This is a genomic window from Mesorhizobium sp. LjNodule214 (genome assembly GCF_964252735.1).
Taxonomy (GTDB): Bacteria; Pseudomonadota; Alphaproteobacteria; order Rhizobiales; family Rhizobiaceae; genus Mesorhizobium.
In genome coordinates, this window is the sequence record NZ_CAXUPE020000008.1 from 70,946 (window position 1) to 91,384 (window position 20,439).

The 20,439-nt window shown below is 61.9% G+C and carries 25 protein-coding genes; 17 read left to right on the forward strand and 8 right to left on the reverse strand.

The features are described from left to right. Positions 1–5 precede the first annotated feature (5 nt). The 3 genes from ACSQ3Z_RS36855 to ACSQ3Z_RS36865 all read right to left on the reverse strand — a co-directional run bounded on the left by ACSQ3Z_RS36855 (position 6) and on the right by ACSQ3Z_RS36865 (position 2,067). A complete protein-coding gene (locus ACSQ3Z_RS36855) occupies positions 6–773 on the reverse strand; it encodes an alpha/beta fold hydrolase (RefSeq protein WP_436175965.1) in 768 nt (255 codons plus the stop codon). A 17-nt stretch (positions 774–790) separates the two neighbouring features. Further along, positions 791–1,354, reverse strand: a complete 564-nt coding sequence (locus tag ACSQ3Z_RS36860) for a DUF192 domain-containing protein (protein WP_436175966.1) — start codon at positions 1,352–1,354, stop codon at positions 791–793. A 116-nt stretch (positions 1,355–1,470) separates the two neighbouring features. Beyond that, positions 1,471–2,067: a cold-shock protein gene (locus ACSQ3Z_RS36865; protein ID WP_120017375.1), complete on the reverse strand. Its 597-nt coding sequence runs from the start codon at positions 2,065–2,067 to the stop codon at positions 1,471–1,473. A gap of 215 nt (positions 2,068–2,282) precedes the next feature. Between ACSQ3Z_RS36865 and gloA the strand changes: the two genes are divergently transcribed. Both gloA and ACSQ3Z_RS36875 read left to right on the forward strand, forming a co-directional pair. Further along, positions 2,283–2,723: a lactoylglutathione lyase gene (gene gloA, locus ACSQ3Z_RS36870; protein WP_436175967.1), complete on the forward strand. Its 441-nt coding sequence runs from the start codon at positions 2,283–2,285 to the stop codon at positions 2,721–2,723. 157 nt (positions 2,724–2,880) lie between these two features. Beyond that, positions 2,881–3,174 carry a DUF2218 domain-containing protein gene (locus ACSQ3Z_RS36875; protein WP_436175968.1) on the forward strand — a complete coding sequence of 98 codons (294 nt, stop codon included), beginning with the start codon at positions 2,881–2,883 and terminating at the stop codon, positions 3,172–3,174. Here the strand turns inward: ACSQ3Z_RS36875 and ACSQ3Z_RS36880 are convergent. The 3 genes from ACSQ3Z_RS36880 to ACSQ3Z_RS36890 form a co-directional block, all read right to left on the reverse strand. Further along, positions 3,113–3,745: a DUF1697 domain-containing protein gene (locus ACSQ3Z_RS36880; RefSeq protein WP_436175969.1), complete on the reverse strand. Its 633-nt coding sequence runs from the start codon at positions 3,743–3,745 to the stop codon at positions 3,113–3,115. The two genes, ACSQ3Z_RS36875 and ACSQ3Z_RS36880, sit on opposite strands and share 62 nt — an antisense overlap. Positions 3,746–3,755: 10 nt before the next feature. Next, positions 3,756–5,012, reverse strand: a complete 1,257-nt coding sequence (gene ilvA, locus ACSQ3Z_RS36885) for a threonine ammonia-lyase IlvA (RefSeq protein ID WP_436175970.1) — start codon at positions 5,010–5,012, stop codon at positions 3,756–3,758. Positions 5,013–5,079: 67 nt separating this feature from the next. Beyond that, complete coding sequence (locus ACSQ3Z_RS36890; protein WP_436175971.1) at positions 5,080–5,901, reverse strand: hypothetical protein; 822 nt, start codon at positions 5,899–5,901, stop codon at positions 5,080–5,082. An 80-nt stretch (positions 5,902–5,981) separates the two neighbouring features. On the opposite strand from ACSQ3Z_RS36890, the gene ACSQ3Z_RS36895 reads away from it, so the two are divergent. From ACSQ3Z_RS36895 to ACSQ3Z_RS36905, 3 genes are all read left to right on the forward strand, one after another. After that, a complete protein-coding gene (locus ACSQ3Z_RS36895) occupies positions 5,982–7,385 on the forward strand; it encodes an aminopeptidase P family N-terminal domain-containing protein (protein ID WP_436175972.1) in 1,404 nt (467 codons plus the stop codon). A gap of 90 nt (positions 7,386–7,475) precedes the next feature. Further along, positions 7,476–8,549 (forward strand): alpha/beta hydrolase, encoded by a 1,074-nt coding sequence (locus ACSQ3Z_RS36900; RefSeq protein WP_436175973.1) that lies wholly within the window; start codon positions 7,476–7,478, stop codon positions 8,547–8,549. A 119-nt stretch (positions 8,550–8,668) separates the two neighbouring features. After that, the gene (locus ACSQ3Z_RS36905) at positions 8,669–9,832 is read left to right on the forward strand and encodes an alpha/beta hydrolase (protein ID WP_436175974.1); all 1,164 of its coding nucleotides are present in this window, start codon (positions 8,669–8,671) and stop codon (positions 9,830–9,832) included. Between the two features lie 21 nt (positions 9,833–9,853). On the opposite strand, the gene ade is transcribed toward ACSQ3Z_RS36905, so the two are convergent. Next, positions 9,854–11,665 carry an adenine deaminase gene (ade, locus tag ACSQ3Z_RS36910; RefSeq protein ID WP_436175975.1) on the reverse strand — a complete coding sequence of 604 codons (1,812 nt, stop codon included), beginning with the start codon at positions 11,663–11,665 and terminating at the stop codon, positions 9,854–9,856. Positions 11,666–11,835: 170 nt separating this feature from the next. Between ade and ACSQ3Z_RS36915 the strand changes: the two genes are divergently transcribed. From ACSQ3Z_RS36915 to ACSQ3Z_RS36960, 10 genes are all read left to right on the forward strand, one after another. Then, a complete protein-coding gene (locus ACSQ3Z_RS36915; RefSeq protein ID WP_436175976.1) occupies positions 11,836–12,036 on the forward strand; it encodes a hypothetical protein in 201 nt (66 codons plus the stop codon). A 108-nt stretch (positions 12,037–12,144) separates the two neighbouring features. Then, entirely contained in the window at positions 12,145–12,996 is an 852-nt protein-coding gene (locus tag ACSQ3Z_RS36920) for an alpha/beta fold hydrolase (protein ID WP_436175977.1), read from the forward strand. A gap of 106 nt (positions 12,997–13,102) precedes the next feature. Continuing rightward, positions 13,103–13,768, forward strand: coding sequence for an outer membrane protein (locus tag ACSQ3Z_RS36925; RefSeq protein WP_436175978.1), 666 nt, complete (start codon positions 13,103–13,105; stop codon positions 13,766–13,768). A gap of 430 nt (positions 13,769–14,198) precedes the next feature. Continuing rightward, positions 14,199–15,440, forward strand: a complete 1,242-nt coding sequence (locus tag ACSQ3Z_RS36930) for a tyrosine-type recombinase/integrase (RefSeq protein ID WP_436175979.1) — start codon at positions 14,199–14,201, stop codon at positions 15,438–15,440. Continuing rightward, complete coding sequence (locus tag ACSQ3Z_RS36935; protein WP_436175980.1) at positions 15,437–15,913, forward strand: hypothetical protein; 477 nt, start codon at positions 15,437–15,439, stop codon at positions 15,911–15,913. Before ACSQ3Z_RS36930 ends, ACSQ3Z_RS36935 begins: the two co-directional genes overlap by 4 nt. A gap of 116 nt (positions 15,914–16,029) precedes the next feature. After that, on the forward strand, positions 16,030–16,323 hold the full coding sequence (locus ACSQ3Z_RS36940; RefSeq protein WP_436175981.1) for a helix-turn-helix transcriptional regulator: 294 nt from the start codon (positions 16,030–16,032) through the stop codon (positions 16,321–16,323). Positions 16,324–16,399: 76 nt separating this feature from the next. Next, on the forward strand, positions 16,400–16,540 hold the full coding sequence (locus tag ACSQ3Z_RS36945) for a hypothetical protein (RefSeq protein WP_436175982.1): 141 nt from the start codon (positions 16,400–16,402) through the stop codon (positions 16,538–16,540). Next, the gene (locus ACSQ3Z_RS36950) at positions 16,527–16,883 is read left to right on the forward strand and encodes a hypothetical protein (RefSeq protein ID WP_436175983.1); all 357 of its coding nucleotides are present in this window, start codon (positions 16,527–16,529) and stop codon (positions 16,881–16,883) included. The genes ACSQ3Z_RS36945 and ACSQ3Z_RS36950 overlap by 14 nt, the downstream gene beginning before the upstream one ends. After that, positions 16,880–17,755 carry a hypothetical protein gene (locus tag ACSQ3Z_RS36955; RefSeq protein ID WP_436175984.1) on the forward strand — a complete coding sequence of 292 codons (876 nt, stop codon included), beginning with the start codon at positions 16,880–16,882 and terminating at the stop codon, positions 17,753–17,755. Before ACSQ3Z_RS36950 ends, ACSQ3Z_RS36955 begins: the two co-directional genes overlap by 4 nt. Then, on the forward strand, positions 17,752–18,210 hold the full coding sequence (locus ACSQ3Z_RS36960) for a hypothetical protein (protein ID WP_436175985.1): 459 nt from the start codon (positions 17,752–17,754) through the stop codon (positions 18,208–18,210). Before ACSQ3Z_RS36955 ends, ACSQ3Z_RS36960 begins: the two co-directional genes overlap by 4 nt. A 1,000-nt stretch (positions 18,211–19,210) precedes the next feature. Here the strand turns inward: ACSQ3Z_RS36960 and ACSQ3Z_RS36965 are convergent. Beyond that, a complete protein-coding gene (locus ACSQ3Z_RS36965) occupies positions 19,211–19,417 on the reverse strand; it encodes a hypothetical protein (RefSeq protein WP_436175986.1) in 207 nt (68 codons plus the stop codon). 97 nt (positions 19,418–19,514) lie between these two features. Here ACSQ3Z_RS36965 and ACSQ3Z_RS36970 point away from each other — a divergent pair, with 97 nt between their 5' ends. Together ACSQ3Z_RS36970 and ACSQ3Z_RS36975 are read left to right on the forward strand one after the other, a co-directional pair. Continuing rightward, positions 19,515–19,820: a hypothetical protein gene (locus ACSQ3Z_RS36970; protein WP_436175987.1), complete on the forward strand. Its 306-nt coding sequence runs from the start codon at positions 19,515–19,517 to the stop codon at positions 19,818–19,820. Between the two features lie 85 nt (positions 19,821–19,905). Continuing rightward, the gene (locus tag ACSQ3Z_RS36975; RefSeq protein WP_436175988.1) at positions 19,906–20,433 is read left to right on the forward strand and encodes a hypothetical protein; all 528 of its coding nucleotides are present in this window, start codon (positions 19,906–19,908) and stop codon (positions 20,431–20,433) included. Positions 20,434–20,439: the final 6 nt, after the last annotated feature.

The window sequence follows — 20,439 nt, forward strand, 5'->3', positions numbered from 1 at the left end:
GCTGCTCAGAGCGGGTTTTCGGCGTAAAACTCCAGCACGCGTTGCTTGAAGCTCTTGTCGCCGACGGCCAGCATATGGTCGCGGCCCTCGATGTGAAAAGCCCTGGCATTCGGCATCAGCGCCGCCAGCTCGTCCGGCGAGCCGCCAATGTCGTCCTTCGTTCCGACGGCAATCAGGGTCGGCTGGGCAATGCGCGCCATGTCGTCCTCGCTGAGCAATTCGCGTGACGTGGCAATGCAGGCGGCCAGCGCCCGGCGGTCGCTGCGCGTCTGGTCGGCGAAGGCGCGGAACGAGCGGCCACGCGGATGGGTCGTGGCATCGGGCTCGTCGGCAAGCAGTGCTTCGGCGATCGGATCCCAGTCGCCGACGCCGTCGACCATGCCGATGCCGAGACCGCCGAACACCAGCGTCGCCACCTTGTCCGGGTCGGACAATGCCAGGAATGCAGAAATACGCGCGCCCATCGAATAGCCCATGACATGTGCGCGCTCGATGCCGAGATGGTCGAGCAGCGCTGCCCCGTCCGAGGCCATTTTCGCGGGCGTGTAGTCGGCCTCGTTGTAGCTCTTCGATGACGAACCGTGGCCGCGATTGTCGAACGCGATGGCGCGGTAGCCGGCATCGTTCAGCGTCTTGAACCAGCCGGGCGACACCCAGTTGACATAGTGGCTGGAGGCAAAGCCGTGGATCATCAGCACCGGGTCGCCATGGCCCGACGCCGGATGGCGATCGAGGAACGCAAGGTCGAGGCCGTCATGGGAGAGAAATTGCATCGGTAAGTCCGGAATGCTCAGTTGGAATGGACGTTCGGCGCGTCACCCTTGTCCGCCGGCGGCATCGCGGACCCCGGTTCGGTGCCGATTGCCGGGTGACGCAACAGGTCGCCATACGCGATGCCGTCCCTGGCGGCGGTGCCCGCCTTAAGTTCGAGCACGAAGCGCACCGGCAGGCCGGACGAGATGATCGCCTCGGATTCCGGTTCGCCTCGCTTGATTGAGCGGACCTTGCCGTCCTGGCCGACAAAGATCAGGTCGAGCGGCATCGGTGTGTTCTTCATCCAGAAGGTCAGCGGCCCGGAGCTCTCGAACACGAACAGCATGCCGTGGTCGTCAGCCATGTCCCTGCGGAACATCAGGCCGGCCTCACGTTCGTCGGACGTGTCGGCGATCTCAATGGAAAAGGAACGCTCGCCCGACTTCGTCACCGCGATCAGCGGCGTCGGATCGACGGGCAGGATCATTGCCTGGCCGTCCGCCGAGGTCGGTTGCTGCGAATAGAAATAGGCACTCGCTGCGGCGGCGAAAGCCAAGGCGGCGCAGACCGCGCCCGCTGTCAGCCATTTCGTTGGAGCCATTCACTTTCCTCGGCCGGAATTCGTCCCGGGCCATAATCCAGAACTTCGGTTCGGAAAAGGTGATGGTCAAGTAAAAGATAGAGCGCCATCCCGATTCAGTCGGGATGGATCAAGCTCTAATGCGAGACCGGCAACGTGCCCACATCCGGGTGGATTTCGGCAGCCATAAGGCCTTTGTCGCCACGCCCGAAACGGACCAGAACGACCTGACCGGGCCTGAGCTCGGTGATGCCGTAGCGGCGCAATGTCTCCATATGGACAAAAATGTCCTCGGTGCCCTCACCGCGGGTCAGGAAACCGAATCCCTTGGTGCGGTTGAACCATTTGACCAGCGCCCGCTCGAGACCGCTTTCCGGCGTCACCGTGATGTGGGTGCGCTGCTCCTGCATCTCCGCCGGGTGGACCGCCGTGCTGGCATCCATGGACAGCACCCTGAAGGCCTGCAGGCCGCGCTCGCCCTGCTTGACGAGGCAGACGACGCGCGCGCCTTCCAGAGCGGTCTGGAACCCGTCCTTTCGAAGGCATGTCACATGGAGGAGGATGTCGCCGGATGTACCATCGTCCGGAAGAATGAAACCGTAGCCCTTGGCTACGTCAAACCACTTGATGGCACCGGCGATTTCGACAAGATCGGCGGTGTCGCCGCCACTGTCTCGCGTCAAGGCGTCGTCAAGGCTTCCGTCCCGCCCCGTGAAAGAGGCCTTTTCCCCCATAAGAACGCCCCCTTTTTTCAAGAACACCGCAACTGATTCTTGACATCAGATTAACACCGGGGATTCCGGTCTGTGCAAGGCCTGACGTGCCTTTTTTCACGGTTCAATACAGGAAAACCGGAATTGTCCTTTGCCGGTGCGTCCGGATACGGCAATTGCCCTTTGGTGGGGCGGCCCCTATGTTGCGCCGCACCCCAACATATCGAGGAAATCTCATGCGCTATCTGCACACCATGGTTCGCGTCGCCGACATCGATGCGTCGCTCGATTTCTACTGCAACAAGCTCGGTTTGAAGGAAGTGCGCCGCTATGAAAACGAGCAGGGGCGCTTCACGCTGATCTTCCTTGCCGCATCAGAGGACGAGCAGAGCGGCATTGCCGACAAGGCGCCGCTGATCGAACTGACCTACAATTGGGATCCGGAGGACTACAAGGGCGGCCGCAATTTCGGCCACCTCGCCTATGAGGTCGACGACATCTACGCCACTTGCCAGCATCTGATGGACAATGGCGTCACCATCAACCGGCCGCCGCGCGACGGCAACATGGCCTTCATCCGCTCGCCGGACGGCATTTCGATCGAGCTCCTGCAGAAGGGCCCGGCCAAGCCCAAGGCCGAGCCCTGGGCTTCGATGCCGAACACCGGAAGCTGGTAACCGATCACGCTATCTTGAGCGGATACCGCCAGGCGGAGACGCCCGGCGGCCTTTGCCGTTTCGCCTGACGGCACCTATCTACCCGGCTATTGCGCCAGCTTTGCAAGGCCGGCGCGATGTCAAGCAATGGGCGCCTGCCCTCCAGGAGAAGTCATTCATGCCGACCAGCCGCGCCGAAGTCGCCACCGAACACGCCAGCCGCTATCTGCAGCAGCTTTGCAAACATTGGGCGCACAAATTCCCCGTCGAGTTCGACCCAACCCACGGCACCATCGACCTCTCCATGGGCCGCACCGTCATGGACGCCGACGCAGCCGCCCTCCACATCGCGGTGACGTCGGATGAGGCCGGTTCGCTCGAGCGCCTGGAAGCGGTCGTCGCCGACCACATCAAGCGCTTTGCTTTCCGCGAGGAACTGACCTTCGACTGGAAACAGGCTCCGGCGGCCTAGGCCGCGCCTCAGCCGGAGCTGCTCGCCCGCCGGCCAGTTCCAGCAGCGCCAGCACCGAGCGCCAGTTGCGCGCGGTACCGGGCACTTTGAGGGTGTGTGGGATCAGTCCGGCAAACACCGATTTGCCGAGCCCGTCCGGTGCATGGAGGTAAAGCACGTCGCCCTTGATCTCGAAGCTTTCCGGGCCGGTGCATTTTTCAGCAAGCCGCTCGATCTCCTCGGCGGTCGGCTCGCGCTCCAGCACATAGGCATGCAGCTTGGTCGGATCGCCGGCGATCTGCGGATAGGGATTTTCTTTCACCAGCCGCTCGAACCAGCCGAGGTCGCGCACCATGATGCGCGAGTAAAAGCCCCATTTCATCTCGAAGGCTGCTTCCAGCTGTTTGGTCAGGCTGGCTGCGTCGCCCTTCTTCGCCCAGAAGACGGCGTTGCCGCTCTGCACATAGGTGGCGACACCGGAAAAGCCGAGTTCCTCCAAGAAGGCTCGCAACTCCGCCATCTTGACGATGCGGTTGCCGCCGACATTGATGCCGGAAAACAGCGCGACGAAAACCGTCCCTTTTTCGCTCATTCTGGCCCACTCATATGATGAACCCGGCAAGCGTCTCGTTGTCGGTGATGTCCTGATACTGGACGCCCTCGGCGTCGAAATTGGCCTTGAGCAGGTCGAAATTGCGGCGGTCCTTGGTTTCGATGCCGATCAGCACCGAACCGAAATTGCGCGCCGATTTCTTCAGATACTCGAAGCGGGCGATATCGTCGTCAGGCCCAAGCATTTCGAGGAAGTCGCGCAGCGCGCCCGGCCGCTGCGGAAAGCGGATGATGAAGTATTTCTTCAACCCCTCGAAGCGCAGCGCCCGCTCCTTGACATCGGGCAGCCGCTCGAAGTCGAAATTGCCGCCCGAGACCACCGCGACGATGGTCTTGCCCCTGATCTCCTTGCGCGAAAAATCCTTCAGCGCGTCTATCGCCAGCGCGCCGGCCGGCTCCAGCACCACGCCTTCGACGTTGAGCATCTCGATCATGGTCGCGCAGAGCCGGTTTTCGGGGATCAGCCGCACGGCATCGGCGGCAAACTCCTTGAGATGGCGCAGCGGCTCGCGGCCGATCTCGGCGACCGCGGCGCCGTCGACGAAATTGTCGACCTTGGCGAGCTTGATCCGCTTTCCGTTGGAGAGGCTCTCGCTCAGGCTTGGCGCTCCGGCCGGCTCGCAGAACACGAAGCGCGTGTCGCGGTTCTGGTCGGCGAAGTAATGCGTGACGCCAGCGGCCAGACCACCGCCGCCGACCGGCAACATGATGATGTCGGGCATGCGCGCGCCAGGCATCTGATCGGCGATCTCGTAGGCGACGGTCGCTTGCCCCTCGATGATGTCCTTGTGATCGAATGGCGGCACCATATGCGCGCCGGCGCTTTCGGTGAATTCGAAGGCGGCGCGGTAGCAGTCGTCGAAGAAGTCGCCGACCAGCCTGATCTCGACGAAGTCGCCGCCGAATAGCCGTGTCTTGTCGATCTTCTGCTGCGGCGTCGTCACCGGCATGAACACCACGCCCTTCTTGCCGAAATGGCGGCAGACAAAGGCAAAACCCTGCGCATGGTTGCCGGCCGAGGCGCAGACGAACAGCTCGGCATCGTTGCCGGCGGCGAGCGCCTTGCGGAAAAAGGTGAAGGCGCCGCGGATCTTGTAGGAGCGCACCGGCGTCAGGTCCTCGCGCTTCAAGAGCACCCGCGCCCCGGTCTTCTTCGACAGATAGTCGTTTTCCTGCAGCGGCGTTTCCGGAAAGATCTGGCGGATCGCGGCGGCGGCGGCGGCGACGCGGGAGGAGAAACTGTTCATCGGAAAATCACCTCAGGTGGCATGTTGCCGGCGGCCGGCGCGGTCGACGGATTGCCGTGGCGCGGCTCTACCTCGCCTTGGGCAGCACCCGCCATGACGGCAGCGGCCCGTGCCAGAAAGGTTCGTAGTACACGCTGCCCCTCGACAGCAAGCCGGCGACGTAACTCAGCGAGCTCTTGGCCATGATCAGGCAGTCGGCCTCAATCAATCCCGAGATCGTCGCAAAGACGTCCGAATACAACTCGAACTCGCAGATCCCGGCCAGTGGCTGAAAATCCGCTTCGACGCCTTCCGAGAAAATGACGACACGATGCCGAGGATGGTCGCGCTGCACCCGCTGGATGTTTCGCAGGACGATGTCGTTGCCGGTCAGGCGCATTGCATAGGCGGGATCGCCGACGATGTCGCCGCGCCTGACATGAACGGCGATGGTGGCGGTGGCAAACGTTCGCCGCGGCAAGGCAAGCCTGGCGCGAAATTCATCGGCCAGCGTGGCGTAGAGGTCGAGCTTTCCTTCGGCAAAGCCGTGGAAATGCGGCTCGGCGACAATCGCCGGTGCGCCACGATAGCCATTGTTGAACGTTTCTCCGGTGATCACAGGAACCCCTTCGGGCAGGCCGGGAGACCCCAGCCCGAGATTGAAGGCCGCCTCCCACCGGTTGGCGAAAGCCTCAGGCTGATCACCGTGAGGGACTGATCTGAACGGCGAATGGAAATATGGAACCTTCGTCGCCCGCGAAAACAGCAGCGCCGACATGACGGCATGGACCTGGGCGCCGCCGCCATCGTGCTTGCCGGCACAGGTGATGCCGAGCAACGAGCCCCTTTTGCTGCCGGACAGGTCCAGCACGCCACGATTATTGAACTTGCGACGCTTGAACCCGAACATGAGCCGAAGCCTATTGCATAATTCGCTGCAAGCGGCCACCGATGCCGCACCGCCAGCACAATGCATCGGAGCCGGTCGCAATGCCCGTTTCAGCCGTGTCCCTGAAAACCATGTCGTTGCCGGAATTCGGCGAGCCGACGGTGATGCCGCTCGTCCCGCGCACCACCTATTTGGCAAGCATCGGAGCGTTGGCTGTGCGCGGCTCAAGAGCGGGCTTCGATGCTTTCGTCGTCTACGGCGACCGCGAGCATGCCGCCAATGTCGCCTATCTCTCAGGCTACGATCCCCGCTTCGAGGAGACGCTGCTGGTCATCCTTCCCGGCAGAGCGCCGAAGCTGCTGGTCGGCAACGAAGGCTGGGGCTACGCCGAGATCTGCGACGGGCCCTATGAACGTGTGCTCTACCAGACCTTCTCGCTGCCGGCGCAGCCGCGCGACCGCTCCGACGCACTGCCCGACATCCTTGCCGTTTGCGGCCTGAAAGCCGGCCAGAAAATCGGCGCCATCGGCTGGAAACCATTCGGCGCCGGTGACGCCGGCTTCGGCGAGACGACGCTCGACCTGCCTTCCTTCATCGCCGACACGCTGCGCGCGCTTGCCGGCGACAAGGGCGCGGTGTTGAACGCGGCGGATCTGCTGATGAACCCGGCGGACGGCCTGCGGGCGATCAACGAGGCCGACCAGCTCGCCGCCTTCGAAATCGCCGCGACTTTTTCCTCGCAAGGCCTGCGCAACGTCCTCAAGGGCATCGAACCCGGCATGAGCGAATTGCAGGCGGCGCGGCTGATGGGCATCAACGGCCTGCCCCTGTGCTGCCACCCGATGCTGTCCGCCGGCAAGCGGGCGCCCTATGGCCTGCCGAGCCCCCGCCTCGACGTCATCAAGCGCGGTGACCCGATCACCATGGCCTATGGCATCCAGGGCTCGCTCAATGCCCGTGCCGGCTTTCTGGCCGAGAGTGCCACCGATCTGCCGCCTGCCATCCGCGACTATGTCGAAAAACTGGTCGCGCCGTATTTTTCCGCCGTCGTCGACTGGTACGAGACGGTCGGCATCGGCGTTCCCTGCGGCGCTTTGTGGAAGGCGGTGCATGACCGCATCGGCGATCCCTTCTTCGGCGTGTCGCTCAATCCGGGTCATCTCGTCCATATCGACGAATGGATGCATTCGCCGGTGTTTTCGGGCTCGCAGGTCAAGCTGCAATCGGGCATGGCGCTGCAGGTCGACATCATCCCGGCGACCGGGACGGACTATTTCACCACCAACATCGAGGACGGCATCGCGCTCGCCGACGAGACGCTGCGCGAGGAGATCGCCGCCCGTTACCCGGAAGCCTGGCGTCGCATCGAGGGGCGCCGCGCGTTCATGGTGGATGTGCTCGGCATCCGGCTGAAGCCCGAGATACTGCCCTTCTCCAACATTCCGGCCTTCCTGCCGCCGTACTGGCTTTCGCGCAACACTGCGATGGCCGTCGAGCGGCGCTGACCACATTTCCGTTGGACACGACTTACTTCTGCCGCACTTCGCCTGCTGGGGAGGTGTCGCGGAGGTTGGGTCGGAGTGGAATTTCAAAAAGTGCGTTTGAAGACGATTTGCATCTTTGCCCTTGCCTTGCTGATTGCCGGCTGTGGCGGCCGCAAGACCGAGGAAATTCTTGGCAGCGCCATCGTGTCCACTCCGGTGACGGAAATCGCCGGCAACCACTCGATCTTCATCGCCACCACGCGCAAGAAATCCGACGACCCCAACAAGGTGTTCGACGGCGAGCGCTCGGCCACGCTGAACTATGCCCGCGTCAACGTCACCGTTCCGGGAATCCACGAGACCGGCCAGATCGAGCGGCGCTCGCGCGGCAAGTCGAACGACCCGGCCAAATATTTCATGGCCTCCGAGGTTGTCGGCTACGATACCCAGCCGAAATTCTCCAGCGCGCTGAGCGCCGACATCGCAGCGCGCGGCGGCCGCGTCATGGTCTTCGTCCATGGCTACAACACCGGCTTCGACGACGCCGTCTACCGTTTGACCCAGATCGTCCACGATTCCGGATATCCGGGCACACCGGTGCTGTTTTCCTGGGCGTCAGGCGCCAAGACCACCGACTATGTCTATGACAAGGAGAGCGCCAGTGCGGCCCGCGACCAGCTGGAAGTGACGCTGAGGATGCTGGCGCAGACCGGCGCCCGACGCATCGATATCGTCGCGCATTCGCTCGGAACCTGGGTCACCATGGAGACATTGCGGCAGCTCGCCATCACCGGCGACCGCGATCTCGGCGGTAAGCTGGGTGATGTCGTGCTGGCCTCGCCCGATATCGACGTCGACGTGTTCAAGAGCCAGATGCGCCGCTACGGCAAGCCGGACAAGCCATTCATCCTGCTGCTCTCCGACGACGACCGGGCGCTGAGGCTGTCCGGCCTGATCGCCGGTGCGCGGCCGCGCGTCGGCGACTACAAGGACGCAGCCGATCTCGCCACCTACGGCGTGACGGTCGTCGATCTCTCAAGCGTCAAGGGATCGGACAGGTTCAACCACACCAAATTCGCCGACAATCCAGAACTGGTGAAGATGATCGGACAGCGGCTGCGCGCCGATGACGGCTTCGCCAGCGACCAGGAAGTGACCGACCGCATCAACCTGCTCGGGCAATGAGGTGGCCACCTGCTCGGCTGCAGCCCCTCGGATCACTTTGAACTGGACCGGGCTGCACTCTGCCTTTATCGAACGGGCACAGACGTCATGAGCATGGCGTCACCAGCGGGAGCCGGCGTGTGACCGTGCGTTCGAAGAGCTTCCTTGTCGTGGCGTTCGCGCTCGCTCTCGCAGGCTGCGCCGGCCGGAACACGCACGACCTGCTCAACAAGACGACGGTCGCAGCACCCGCCTCCGACATTGCGGCCACGCATGAGATCTTCGTTGCCACCACCCGTCAGAAGGCGACGAAAGACCCACGCCAGGTGTTCGACGGCGACCGCTCGTTGACCACCAGCTACGCTCGCGTCGACGTGACCGTCCCAAAGGTCCATCATGTCGGTGCCATCGAGCGCGCCAAGGGCTCCGCCGACAGCAACCCGGCCAAACAATTCACCGCGACCGGCGTCGTCCACTACCAGGACGCGGCGCAATTCGGCAAGGCGGTCGGCGCCGACATCGCCATGCGCGGCGACCGCGCCCTGGTTTTCGTGCACGGCTTCAACAACGGCTTCGACGACGGCATCTACCGGCTGACGCAGATCGCGCACGACACCAAATATCCGGGCACGCCGGTGCTGTTCTCATGGGCGTCGAGCGGCAAGACCACCGGCTATATCTATGACAAGGAAAGCGCTAACGCGGCGCGTGACGACCTTGAAGCGACGCTGCGCATGCTGGCGAAAACAGGCGTCAAGAGCATCGATATCATTGCGCACTCGATGGGAACCTGGGTGACCATGGAGGCACTGCGCCAGCTCGCCATCACCGACGACCGCGACCTCGACGGCAAGCTCGGTTATGTCATCCTCGCCTCGCCCGATATCGACGTCGACGTGTTCAAGAAGCAGATGATCCGCTACGGCAAGCCCGACAAGCCATTCGCCATCCTGCTTTCCGCCGACGACCGCGCGTTAAAACTGTCTTCCATCATTTCCGGCGACAAGCCGCGCGTCGGCGACTATGGCAATGCCGCCGACCTCGCCAGCTACGGCGTGTCCGTCGTCGACCTCAGCCAGACCAAGGGCGGCGACCGCCTGAACCACGCCAAATTCGCCGACAATCCGATGCTGGTCCAACTGCTCGGCGACCGGCTGCGCACACCGGCCGGCCTGGCCTCGGACGAACCCGACCCAACGCAGCTCAACAATCTTGGCCAGGGCCTCGGCAAGGCCGTCGGCTCGGTCGCCGAAATCGTCATCACGACGCCGTTCAAGGTGCTGACCATCGCCACCGGCGGATAGTAAAGGCACGCCGCCTGGTTCTCAGATAAAAAGGTCGACCTTCTGGAATGTCGTGACATCGACCAGGCCGACATCGGAGATTCTGAGTTCGGGGATCACCACCAGCGCCAGCAGCGAGTGCTGCATATAGGCGTTGTTCAACGAACAGCCCATCTTGCGCATCGCCTCAGTGAGTTTCTCCGCCTTGGCCGCGACGATTTCCGCCCTCTCGTCTGACATCAGGCCGGCGATCGGCATTTCGACCAGCGCCAGCTCCTTGCCCTTGGAGAACAGCACGACGCCGCCGCCGACTTCGCCCAGCCGGTTGACGGCCAGCGCCATGTCTTGCTTGTTGGTGCCAACGACGATGATGTGATGACTGTCATGCGCGACACTGGAGGCCATGGCGCAGTCGGCCATATAGCCGAAACCGGAGACGAAGGCGTTGGTGACGCCGCCCGTACCCCGGTGGCGCTCGACCAGCGCGATCTGGCAGACATCGTTGCGGCGGTCCATGGCGACCAGCCCGTCCTCGACCGGAAGATCGGCTTCCAGCGCCCGCGTCGGCGCCTGGTTCTCGATGACACCGATGACCCGCACCCGCACCTCGTTGGCGCCCTTCGGCGCCACCACGTCGAAATCCCTCGCCTTCAGCTTCTTGCCGAGCTTGACGGTGTTCTTCGCCGTCTTCGGATAGTTGTAGGCGGGAATGTCGATGTCGAGCTTGCCGCCTTTGGCCAGCCTGACGCCGCGAGCATAGACCTCGTCGATGGTCATCGCGGCCAGATCCGAGACGATCAGCAAATCGGCGAGCCGCCCCGGCGCGATCGAGCCGATCTCGCGCTCCAATTTGAAATGCTGGGCGGTGTTGAGCGTCGCCATCTGGATCGCCGTCACCGGCTTCAATCCCTGCTGGATGGCATGCCGCACCACCCGATCCATATGGCCTTCCTGGACCAGCGTGCCGGAATGGCTGTCGTCGGTGCACAGGATGAAATTGCGCGGATCGACCCCGCTCTCGGTCACGGCCTTGATCTGCGAGGCGACGTCATACCAGGCTGAGCCCAGCCGCAGCATCGCCTTCATGCCCTGGCGCACCCGAGCAATGGCGTCCTCGGCGCGCGTGCCCTCGTGGTCGTCCTCCGGTCCGCCGGCGACATAGCCATGGAACGGCAGGCCGAGGTCGAGCGAGGCATAGTGGCCGCCGACCGTCTTGCCCGCCTTTACCGTCGCCGCGATCTCGCCCGACATGACTGGATCGTTGGCGGCGACGCCGGGAAAATTCATCACCTCGCCGAGCCCAATGATGTTTTCCCATGTCATGGCTTCGGCGACATCGGCGACCGTCAGTTCGGCGCCGGCATGCTCCAGCCCCGGCGCCGAGGGCACGCAGGACGGCATCTGCACATGCACATTGATCGGCATGGCGACGGCCTCGTCATGCATCAGCCTCACGCCTGGAAGCCCGAGCACATTGGCGATCTCATGCGGATCGATGAACATCGAGGTGGTGCCGTGCGGGATGACGGCGCGGCAGAACTCCGTCACCGTCACCATTCCGCTCTCGACATGCATATGCGCGTCGCAAAGGCCTGGCACCAGATAGCGCCCGCCGGCGTCGACCACCTTGGTGCCCTGGCCGATGGCGTGACCGGCATTCGGCCCGCAATAGGCGAAGCGGCCGCCGGCAATGGCGATATCGGTGCCGGCGATGATCTCGCCGGAATGGACGTTCACCCAGCGCCCATTGCGGATGACGAGGTCGGCCGGCTTGCGCCCCATGGCGACATCGACGAGATGCGTCGCCATCTCGGTCCAGGGCTTTGGTCTCGTGGTATTCGCGCTGCTTGCCATTGGGGACTCCTGTTTGCCCACTGTGCCAATCCGGCGCGGTTTTGACCAGTTGGCAAAGCCGGATTGTGCTTGATGCAGAACCGTCTCATGAGCGGCTCCTCCGGCAAGGCGAAATGCTCTAGGCTCACATCTGGCGACTGTCTGGATTGGTGAGGACGATGGCACAGACGATGCGATTTGCAGTTTTCGCGCTGTCGGCATGCCTGGCCGGCCTGGCCTTTTTCACCCTGCATTCGTTCTGGATGTGGCTGACGCCGATCCTGATCTTCGTCGCCGGCTCCATGCTGGCCGAATATGCTTTCAACCGGCTCGCATCGCCTCTGGAGAAACAGCGCGACCTGGAGGATCGGACGCGCAACCCGCCGGCATGAGCCGTCGCCGGCTCGGCCGTCGGCGGCACCCGCCGGGCAGACCCGAGCTTGTTGACTAATGTGGTTAGAACGCAATGCTGACTGCGAACCGAACCGTAAGAGGGAACCATGATCCGTTTCTGGAAAGCGTTCGCCATCGTCATCTTGTTCACAGCCTCAACCGCTTTTGCCGTCGCCGAGGAACGTTGGCAGACCTTGCCGGAGCCGGCGGCCATGCCCAAGCCTGATCAAAGCGGATATGCGCCGGTCAATGGCATCCACATGTACTACGCCGTTTTCGGCGCGGGCGACCCGGTGCTGCTGATCCATGGCGGCCTCGGCCACGCCGACATCTGGGCCAGCCAGGTGGCGACACTTTCCAAAACCCACAAGGTGATCGTCGCCGACAGCCGTGGCCACGGCCGCTCGACCCGTACCGAACAGCCTTATGGCTACGATTTGATGGCGTCGGACTATCTGGCGCTGCTCGACTACCTGAAGATCGACAAGACCGCGCTTGTCGGCTGGAGCGATGGCGGCATTATCGGTATCGACATCGCGCTGCATCATCCGGAACGGCTGACGAGGCTCTTTGCACAAGCCGCCAACGTTACCACCGATGGCCTCGATCCGGGCGTGATGACCAACAAGACCTTTGCCGCCTACATCGACCGCTCCGGCCGCGACTACAAGAAGATGTCCAAGACCCCGGACCAGTATGATGCCTTCGTGGCGCAGCTCAGCCACATGTGGGAGACGGAGCCGGCGTGGACCAAGGAACAGCTCGGCAAGATAACCACGCCCACGGCGATCGTCGCCGGCGATCACGACGAGGCGATACAGCGCGAGCATACCGAATACATGGCCTCCGCCATTCCGGGCGCCAAGCTCATCATCCTGCCCAACGCCAGTCATTTCGCCATGCTGCAAGCGCCGGATGAATATAGCCAGGCGGCGCAGGATTTCATCGACGCCAAATAGGCACTCTTGTGCGCGACGGGCGGATTTGCAAAGGGATTCCGTTTTGCGGCGAATAAGGTTACCCTGCAACCTAGGGATCTTCTGAACCGCCATTTCGGAGAACTCGATGCGTCGTCTGACGCTTGCCAGTGCCGGCTTTCTTGCCCTCATGTGCGGGTCGGCTTTCGCCGCGGACATGGGCGCCGAACTGCCGATGACGGCGCCAGGCTTCGACTGGACGGGTTACTATGCCGGTCTGCAGGCCGGCTATGGCTGGGGCAGCTCCGACATATCCGGAACGGAAGTCGAGCCATTTACGGCCTCGCCCGACCTCGACGGAGGCTTCATTGGCGGTCATGTCGCCGGCCTCTGGCAGTTCGACCAGGCGGTGGTCGGCGCCATGGCCGAACTCAACTACTCTTCCATTGACGGCTCGACTGAACTCGGCCCTGGAAACACATTCGGCACCGACATCAAGTGGCTCGGATCGGTAAACGCCAAGGCCGGCTACGCCATTGACCGCTTCCTGCTATACGGTGTTGGCGGCATCGCCTTTGCCGGCATCGAAACGTCGCAGAACGCAGCCACGTCATTCGCCACGACGCGCACGAGTGTCGGCTGGACCGTTGGTGCCGGCGTCGACTACGCGCTGACCGACCAATTCGTCGTCGGCGCCCAGTATCGCTACTATGATTTCCGCTCCGAGCACTTTGACGCGCCGGACGCCTTTGTCGACCGCAATCAGAATGTGAAGCTGAACACCGTCGGCATCAACTTGAGCTACAAGTTCTGAGCGCGGCCGCAGCCGCAATACCAGACACAGAATTCAAAGCAGCCTGAGCCGCGACGTACGACGGCAGCGGCCCGACAGTCCGTTGGGGTGAGATTGACCGACTGCCGGGCCTAGCCGGCTTGGGGGGCAAGCCGGCTAGGCCAAGCGTAATATTAGCAACCGCGCAACAAAACCCCGACTTGGCGTTTTCCCCTTGTTATGCGCATCCAAGTGCAGCGCGCATCAACTCGCTTCCAGAGTCCGACCATTGGGGCTAACCGCCAGGAATTGGTGCGGACGACGGGAATCGAACCCGTACGATCAGAGATCGAGGGATTTTAAGTCTCTTTCTAGGCGTCTACCCTTGGGTATCCAAAGGCACTGAAGGCCTTGTGAATAAAGGAAAGACCGAGGGTTTACAGTCCCTGTTTGTTCCGATACGTTCCTTTGAGTGGACACGTCGCGGCTACCCGCACGGCTACCCAAAGGGAGACAGGCAATGCCAGTGCTTTCCGACAATTTCGTCAATTCGGCTGTTCTGCCCCGCGACCGCGACGAGCTGGTGATACGCGACAGCAAGCTCGCCGGCTTCGCTCTCAGGCTCCGCCGCAAGGCCGATGGCAAGGCGTCCAAAACATTTCTCGTGTTTCGGGAACTGCCCGGCCGAGACGGCGCCCGCAAGCGTCGCAAGATCATCATCGGCGATCATGCGACCTATCCGGCCGAGAAGGCGCGCGCCGAGGCTCAGAGCATGCTCCAGGCGATCGATCGGGGCGACGATCCAGCAGCGGCTCGCGCAGCGAAAAAGGCGCAACCGATATTCGAAGATCTCATCAAGGATTTTGAGACGACGCACATCGAGAAGAAAAAGCCCGAGACGCGCAAGGATTATCGCGGACGCATCCGGCGCAACATCTTACCGGCGTTCAAAGGCCGGCGCGTTGTCGACATTACGGCCGAAATGGTGCGGTCATTCCATGCCAAGAAACACGGCAACCCGACTGACGCAAACCGATCACTGGCGGTGCTGTCTGTCATGATGAGTCGCGCCATGGAGCTAGGATGGCGCGAAGATAACCCTTGCATCGGCATTCGGAAAAACAAGGAGACGCCGCGCGAGGAATGGCTCGACGAAATGGATCTCCCCAAGTTCGTCAAAGCACTCGCCAGCGTCGCCGGTCCCCATGCCGATCTAATCCGGTTCCTTGCCGTCTCAGGCTGGCGTGTCTCAGAAGGCCGCTTGATGACATGGGATATGGTCGACCTGCCGCGTCTCGTCGTACGCCTTCCCTATACCAAGACCGGCGCGTCTAACCGCGCGCTCTCGACCGATGGCGCGACCATCATTGATCAGCAGACGCACCGCGTCGGCTTTGTATTTTCGGGAAGAAGCGGAAGGCAGCCCGTTTCCTACAAGCGCCTGCGCGAGATCCTGACCGGGGTTTGCGAGACGGCAGAGATCAAGGTCATCACGCCTCACGCATTGCGGCACACAGCCGCTACATGGGCCGCTGTGTCCGGCGCCGAGGCGCACGAGCTACGGGAGGCATTCGGCTGGAAAACGTTGGCCATGACCGGGCGCTATGTGGCGAAGGCCGAGAGCCTTGGCCGACGCGGTGCGCAACGTGCCGCCGATGCAATGAACGTGCTGCAGAAGCCAGTTACCGCCGAAATCAGGGAGATCACCAAATGAACACCGCAGACAATTCAGACCTGATCGAGTTGGAACGTCGCGCCTTCATGACCACCAGCAACGCCATGCATGTTTGGGCCGCCTACAGCTTGGCGCGCGTCGTCAAGGCGCCCGTTCCTGATTGGGTGTTGACCTACCTAGACCTATGCGCGCGCCGGCTCTTTGCCTTCACTTCTGCACAGGACGCCAACGACGCCGAGGATCACGAGTTCGCGAAAACGGTTGCCAGCGCATTCATGCTGAACAGCAAGGGAGCCGGGACGGCGGCAAGCAAATACTTCGGGGCGAAATGGCTGGAATATGGAATGAGCGTCCACATCAAAGTCAGAGCCAACACCAAGCCCGATTTTGCCATTGTCGAGGTAGCAAGCGAAGCAAACGTCAGCACGTCGACGGTACGACGCGCCTGGAACACCTACAAGAAGGCTTACCCGAATGGTGACCTCACGGCTTTGAAGGCCATAATTTCATAAAGTCACCGACTTCCTGACAGTCACTTTTTCCTAGAAATACTGAAACAAGAACTTGTGGCGCTGCGGCGATCCATGAGTAAATTGGGCGTCACCCGAAACAACCCAAGGGTGACCCTATGGAACGAACCGACACTGCTAATGTATTCAATGCCCGGCTTAGCTTTTGGACTGCGGCCGGATTTTCAGGCGCCGCACTCTACGAAGCCCTCGCCACAGACGACACGCTGCCTGCTTTCTTTGATCCCGAAGACCTCGCATCGATCCAAGGCGTCAAGCCTTCGGCGGTGAAGAAACATCGACATCGCGGCACCGGCCCGGCTTTCCTGAAGCTCTCCTCGAAGATCGTGAAGTACCCGCGCGGAGACTTTTGCCGTCATCTCGCGTCGCGTTTCGTCAAGAGGGCCGCATGATGAGCGCCCTCTCCTACGCCGCATCCGCAGCTGCGTTGTTGTTCTTGGCCGCCATCCTCGCCGGATGGGTGCAACCATGAGCTTCGATCTCGAACCCGACTTTCAGATCCAGGCAATCGCAAGATGGCTGATCGAAACGCCCAAGGCTGAACGTCCACGGCCGGCGGTCGTTGAAATCCGCAAAATCAGGGCGGGAGGCGCCGATGCGAGCGCTTAACAATCGAAACCCGGCGCCGCCTGCCAGCGGCCACCGGGCAGATTTCGAAGCAAGCAGTGCTCAGGAAAATAGCGGTAATCCCGTCGATTTTCAAGCAAAAGGCGTCAAGTTCCGCAACCAGGCAAAATGGCGCCAGAACCACCCGAAACAGGTGTGGGCGCAGGCAGCGCTTCGCTCTGCGCTCAATCGCGGGCTGATCATCCAACAGCCGTGTGAAGAATGCGGCGACGCCAACGCCGAAGCTCACCACGATGACTATGACAAGCCCATGTGCGTGCGGTGGCTTTGTCGGCTGCATCATAAGGCTGAGCATCGTCGGCTTCGGCAAGGCGGTGACGCATGACCGAGCAAATTCAACCGGGATTGAAAAAGGTCCGTGGCATGGCGCAAGCCTCGCTCGACCTGATCGGGGCGATGCACAAGATTGCCGAGGAGATGCAGCCGATAACCGGCCGAGGCGTTGGCTACAAACTGTTCACGGCCGGGCTGATCTCGTCGATGTCGACCAACGACATGCAGAAAGTCTATCGGCTCCTGCGGATCGCGAGAGAACAGGGCGACATCCCTTGGGACTGGATCGTTGATGAGACGAGAGAACTGGAGCGGGTTTCGACCTGGGACGATCCTGCTCAGTACGCTCGCGCCGTAGCGCGGTCTTACCGTCGCGACTTCTGGAATCAGCAGCCGTATCGCGTCGAAGTCTGGTCTGAGAAGGGTACTGTTCGCGGTGTCCTGAAGCCGGTGCTCGATCACTACGCAGTCGGCTTCCGTGTCATGCACGGTTTCGCCAGTGCGACCACGGTCAACGACATCGCCACGGATGATGATGGGCGGCCTCTTATAGTCCTCTATGCCGGCGACTTCGACCCGAGCGGCATGTACATGTCAGAGGAAGATCTGCCGCGGCGCCTCGCCGAGTACGGTGGTTCCCACGTCAGGTTCCGGCGCATCGCTCTGACGGTTCAGCAGGTAGACGGACTGCCGTATTTCCCGGCTTCGGACAAGAGCAGCGATAAACGGTACCGCTGGTTCATCCGCAATCACTCGCATCATTGCTGGGAACTTGACGCCATGGACCCGCGCGATCTGCGCGAATGCGTCGAGCAGGAAATCCAAGGGCTAATCGAGCCGGAAGCGTGGGCGCGCTGTGAGACGGTAAACGCGGCCGAGTTGGAATCTCTTCAGTCAATCCTTTCAGGCTGGAGGGCGTCATGAGCAAGCACGTGTTCTCCAAGGTCGCGCCGACCTTATGGCGATCGAAGCGCTTCAACGCACTGGGCACCGATCGCGCCAGGCTGCTCCACCTGTATTTCATGACCTGCCAGCACCAGAACTCGGCCGGCTGCTATCACCTCCCGGAAGGCTATGCGGTGGCCGATCTGGGGTGGTCATTGGAGGAATATCGAGCCGAACGAAATGTGCTGCAGGCGGCCGAGCTGATCGCCTACGACGACGACACCGAGGAGGTGTTCATTCGGCGCTGGTATCTGGTCTGCCCGCCGCAGAACGAGAAGCACGCCGCCGGCATCATCTCGCGGATTGCCGAGATCGAAAGCGACGCAATTCGAGAGATCCTGGAGGTCGAATTTACCGAGGCCAACAAGGGTCGATGGGCCGCGAAGGCGAAGAAGATGGTGGCTGAAGATGACGACAATCGCAGCCCGTTCTGAAACCCTTTCGATAGTGTCTGCATACGGTATCGATACCCTATGGATACATAAAGAAGAAGACACAGACGCAGACATAGACGGAAGAGGCAGAAAGAAAAAAAAGAAGAAGACGTCAGACGGAAGAGCGCAGACGGTAGACCCAGATAAAAAACCTCTTCTTCCGGGCGTTCTTTGCGCTTCCTCCGCGCGCGCGAGACACATTGGCTTTGCTGTAGCATTGCTAGAGCTTTGCTGGCCGCGCCGCGTCACCCGTAACGTTACAGCAGGGCGCCGAACCCGAACCCATCGGAGAGATCAGCACAGCCCTTGCTCGCTCTCTGAAGCGGCGCGGCTGGTCATCGGGTGGCCGCACATGAGCCAAACCGGAAAAAAACGCGTGGAGCGCTCCGCCCGGAAAGTTTCATCTCCAGAAATTTCTATAGAAAGACGCAACCCGGGGCCGCCGGCCATGGACCGGCTGGCTCAGTATGGGCTCGTTTGCTTCAGCCAACCTGGCCAGCGCTTCTTCGACTTTTTGAGCCGACGCGTCCGTGCGCTTGATGTGCCGGACAACTTGCCGCCTCAGCATCGCGAGCATTTCGGCGCGATATACGTCCCCGTATCTCGCAGTTTCAAGGTGGAGGGTCGCAAGCCGCATGGGCGACGATTCCAATTAGCTAGCAGTAGAATTCGCGAATCCGCCTTTCGTTCCGTTGTCCGACCATACGCTGTAGGGCCGCGAATGATTGTCCTACATATTGCTACACGGACGGATCGGCGGTTTCGGTTTGAACGGAAGTGGCTGGCGCCTAAGAGGAACGTCGGCGAGCGACGTTCGGATCGGCTTGACAGCAGCAGTGGATTGAGCGGCGGCCGCACGCATGGCGAGCAGCGCCGCCGACATTTTGGCGAGCTTCGATTTTATACCCAAGGACTCCTCCCGAGAGACCTACTCCAGCAGTTCGTTTCTACCACAGGTGGCGCCGCGCTAGCATTTAGATTTGCTAATTCAGGAACGCCGTCAGTGCCGGGGATCGATCTTCGTCAATCGCTCCTTGGCCTCGATCAGACGCCGTTGCGCAGACCGTACGCTGTCGCACAATGCGACACCGACGACGGCGCCGCAGTCCTGATCCAGCAACTTGTTCGTACGTTTGAGAGAGGTCTCAGCTCGTTTGACGCGCAGCCGAGCCTTAGCCCGTTCCAGGTTATAAAAATCAAGCATCATCCTGCCGCTTCGTTTGCAGTCCCTTCAATGGACCAACCCCTGCAGATCGCTTTTGTTCCTGTGACGTATTGGCCGATCACTGCGAGGCTCGGCCGACATGGGTGAGCGAAACAACCTCGCCAGCGCCATGCGGGCAATGTCCACCAGCCTGGAGCGGACACCGCTCGATGCCAAGATCGACGTCGTCGAGACGGCATGCCTCAAGCGCGGGATCTTGGTGACGGCAGATGGCTATGTCCGCCAGCCCGCCGCTGCATCTCTGCTCGGCATCGCGCCAACGACCTTGCGCAATCGGCGCCTCAACGGCGGCGCGGCCATCGCTTCCCGTTCGAACGGGCGAATCGTCGAGTACGCCATCGCCGGCATCGCTGCGGCTCTGCTAGCCCGAGAAAAGTGCGTTTGAGCGTACCGCGTCGAACCTTAGCGAACTAGCCCGCCAGCGTCTCCAGTGGGAGAATCAGACCAGACCAAATCAGGAGCCCGGCCCGATGCTTGCCCGCCTATCTAAGCCCGCCACCACAGACTTCGAAAAGGTGTTGGTGATACCGGATCGCCCGGCCGCGATCGGCGAAGCCGAAGCAACCTTGCAGGGCGCTGCAGCAGCCCGCCAGGCAGCGCAGCGCCGCCACATCGAGGCAGGCCAGCGTCTTGCCGCTCAGCGTCTTGGCGAGCCGCCTGTGATCAGCCAGCGCGAAGTCGACGACATCGGCGCCGAACTGCAGCCGCTGTTTGCTGCCGAGGCCGAAGCCAGGGCTCACCGCGACCAGGTCGTTCAAGAATACGAGGCAGGCCTGGCGCCAGCATTGGTCGAACCGCTTCGCCAGTATCGCGACGCCATCGCCGGAGCGCTCGACCATCTCGACGCGCTGTTCGCCGAAGGGCTGCGGTTCAATGCAAGGGCCAAGTATGCCGGCGTCGACCTGAAGCGGTTCGGCCATTTGCCAGGGTGCGTTCCTCCCCTGGTCCAGCATCTGGAAATGGTCCGCAAAGTCTTCAACCACGCCAACCGGACTTGATGCCGC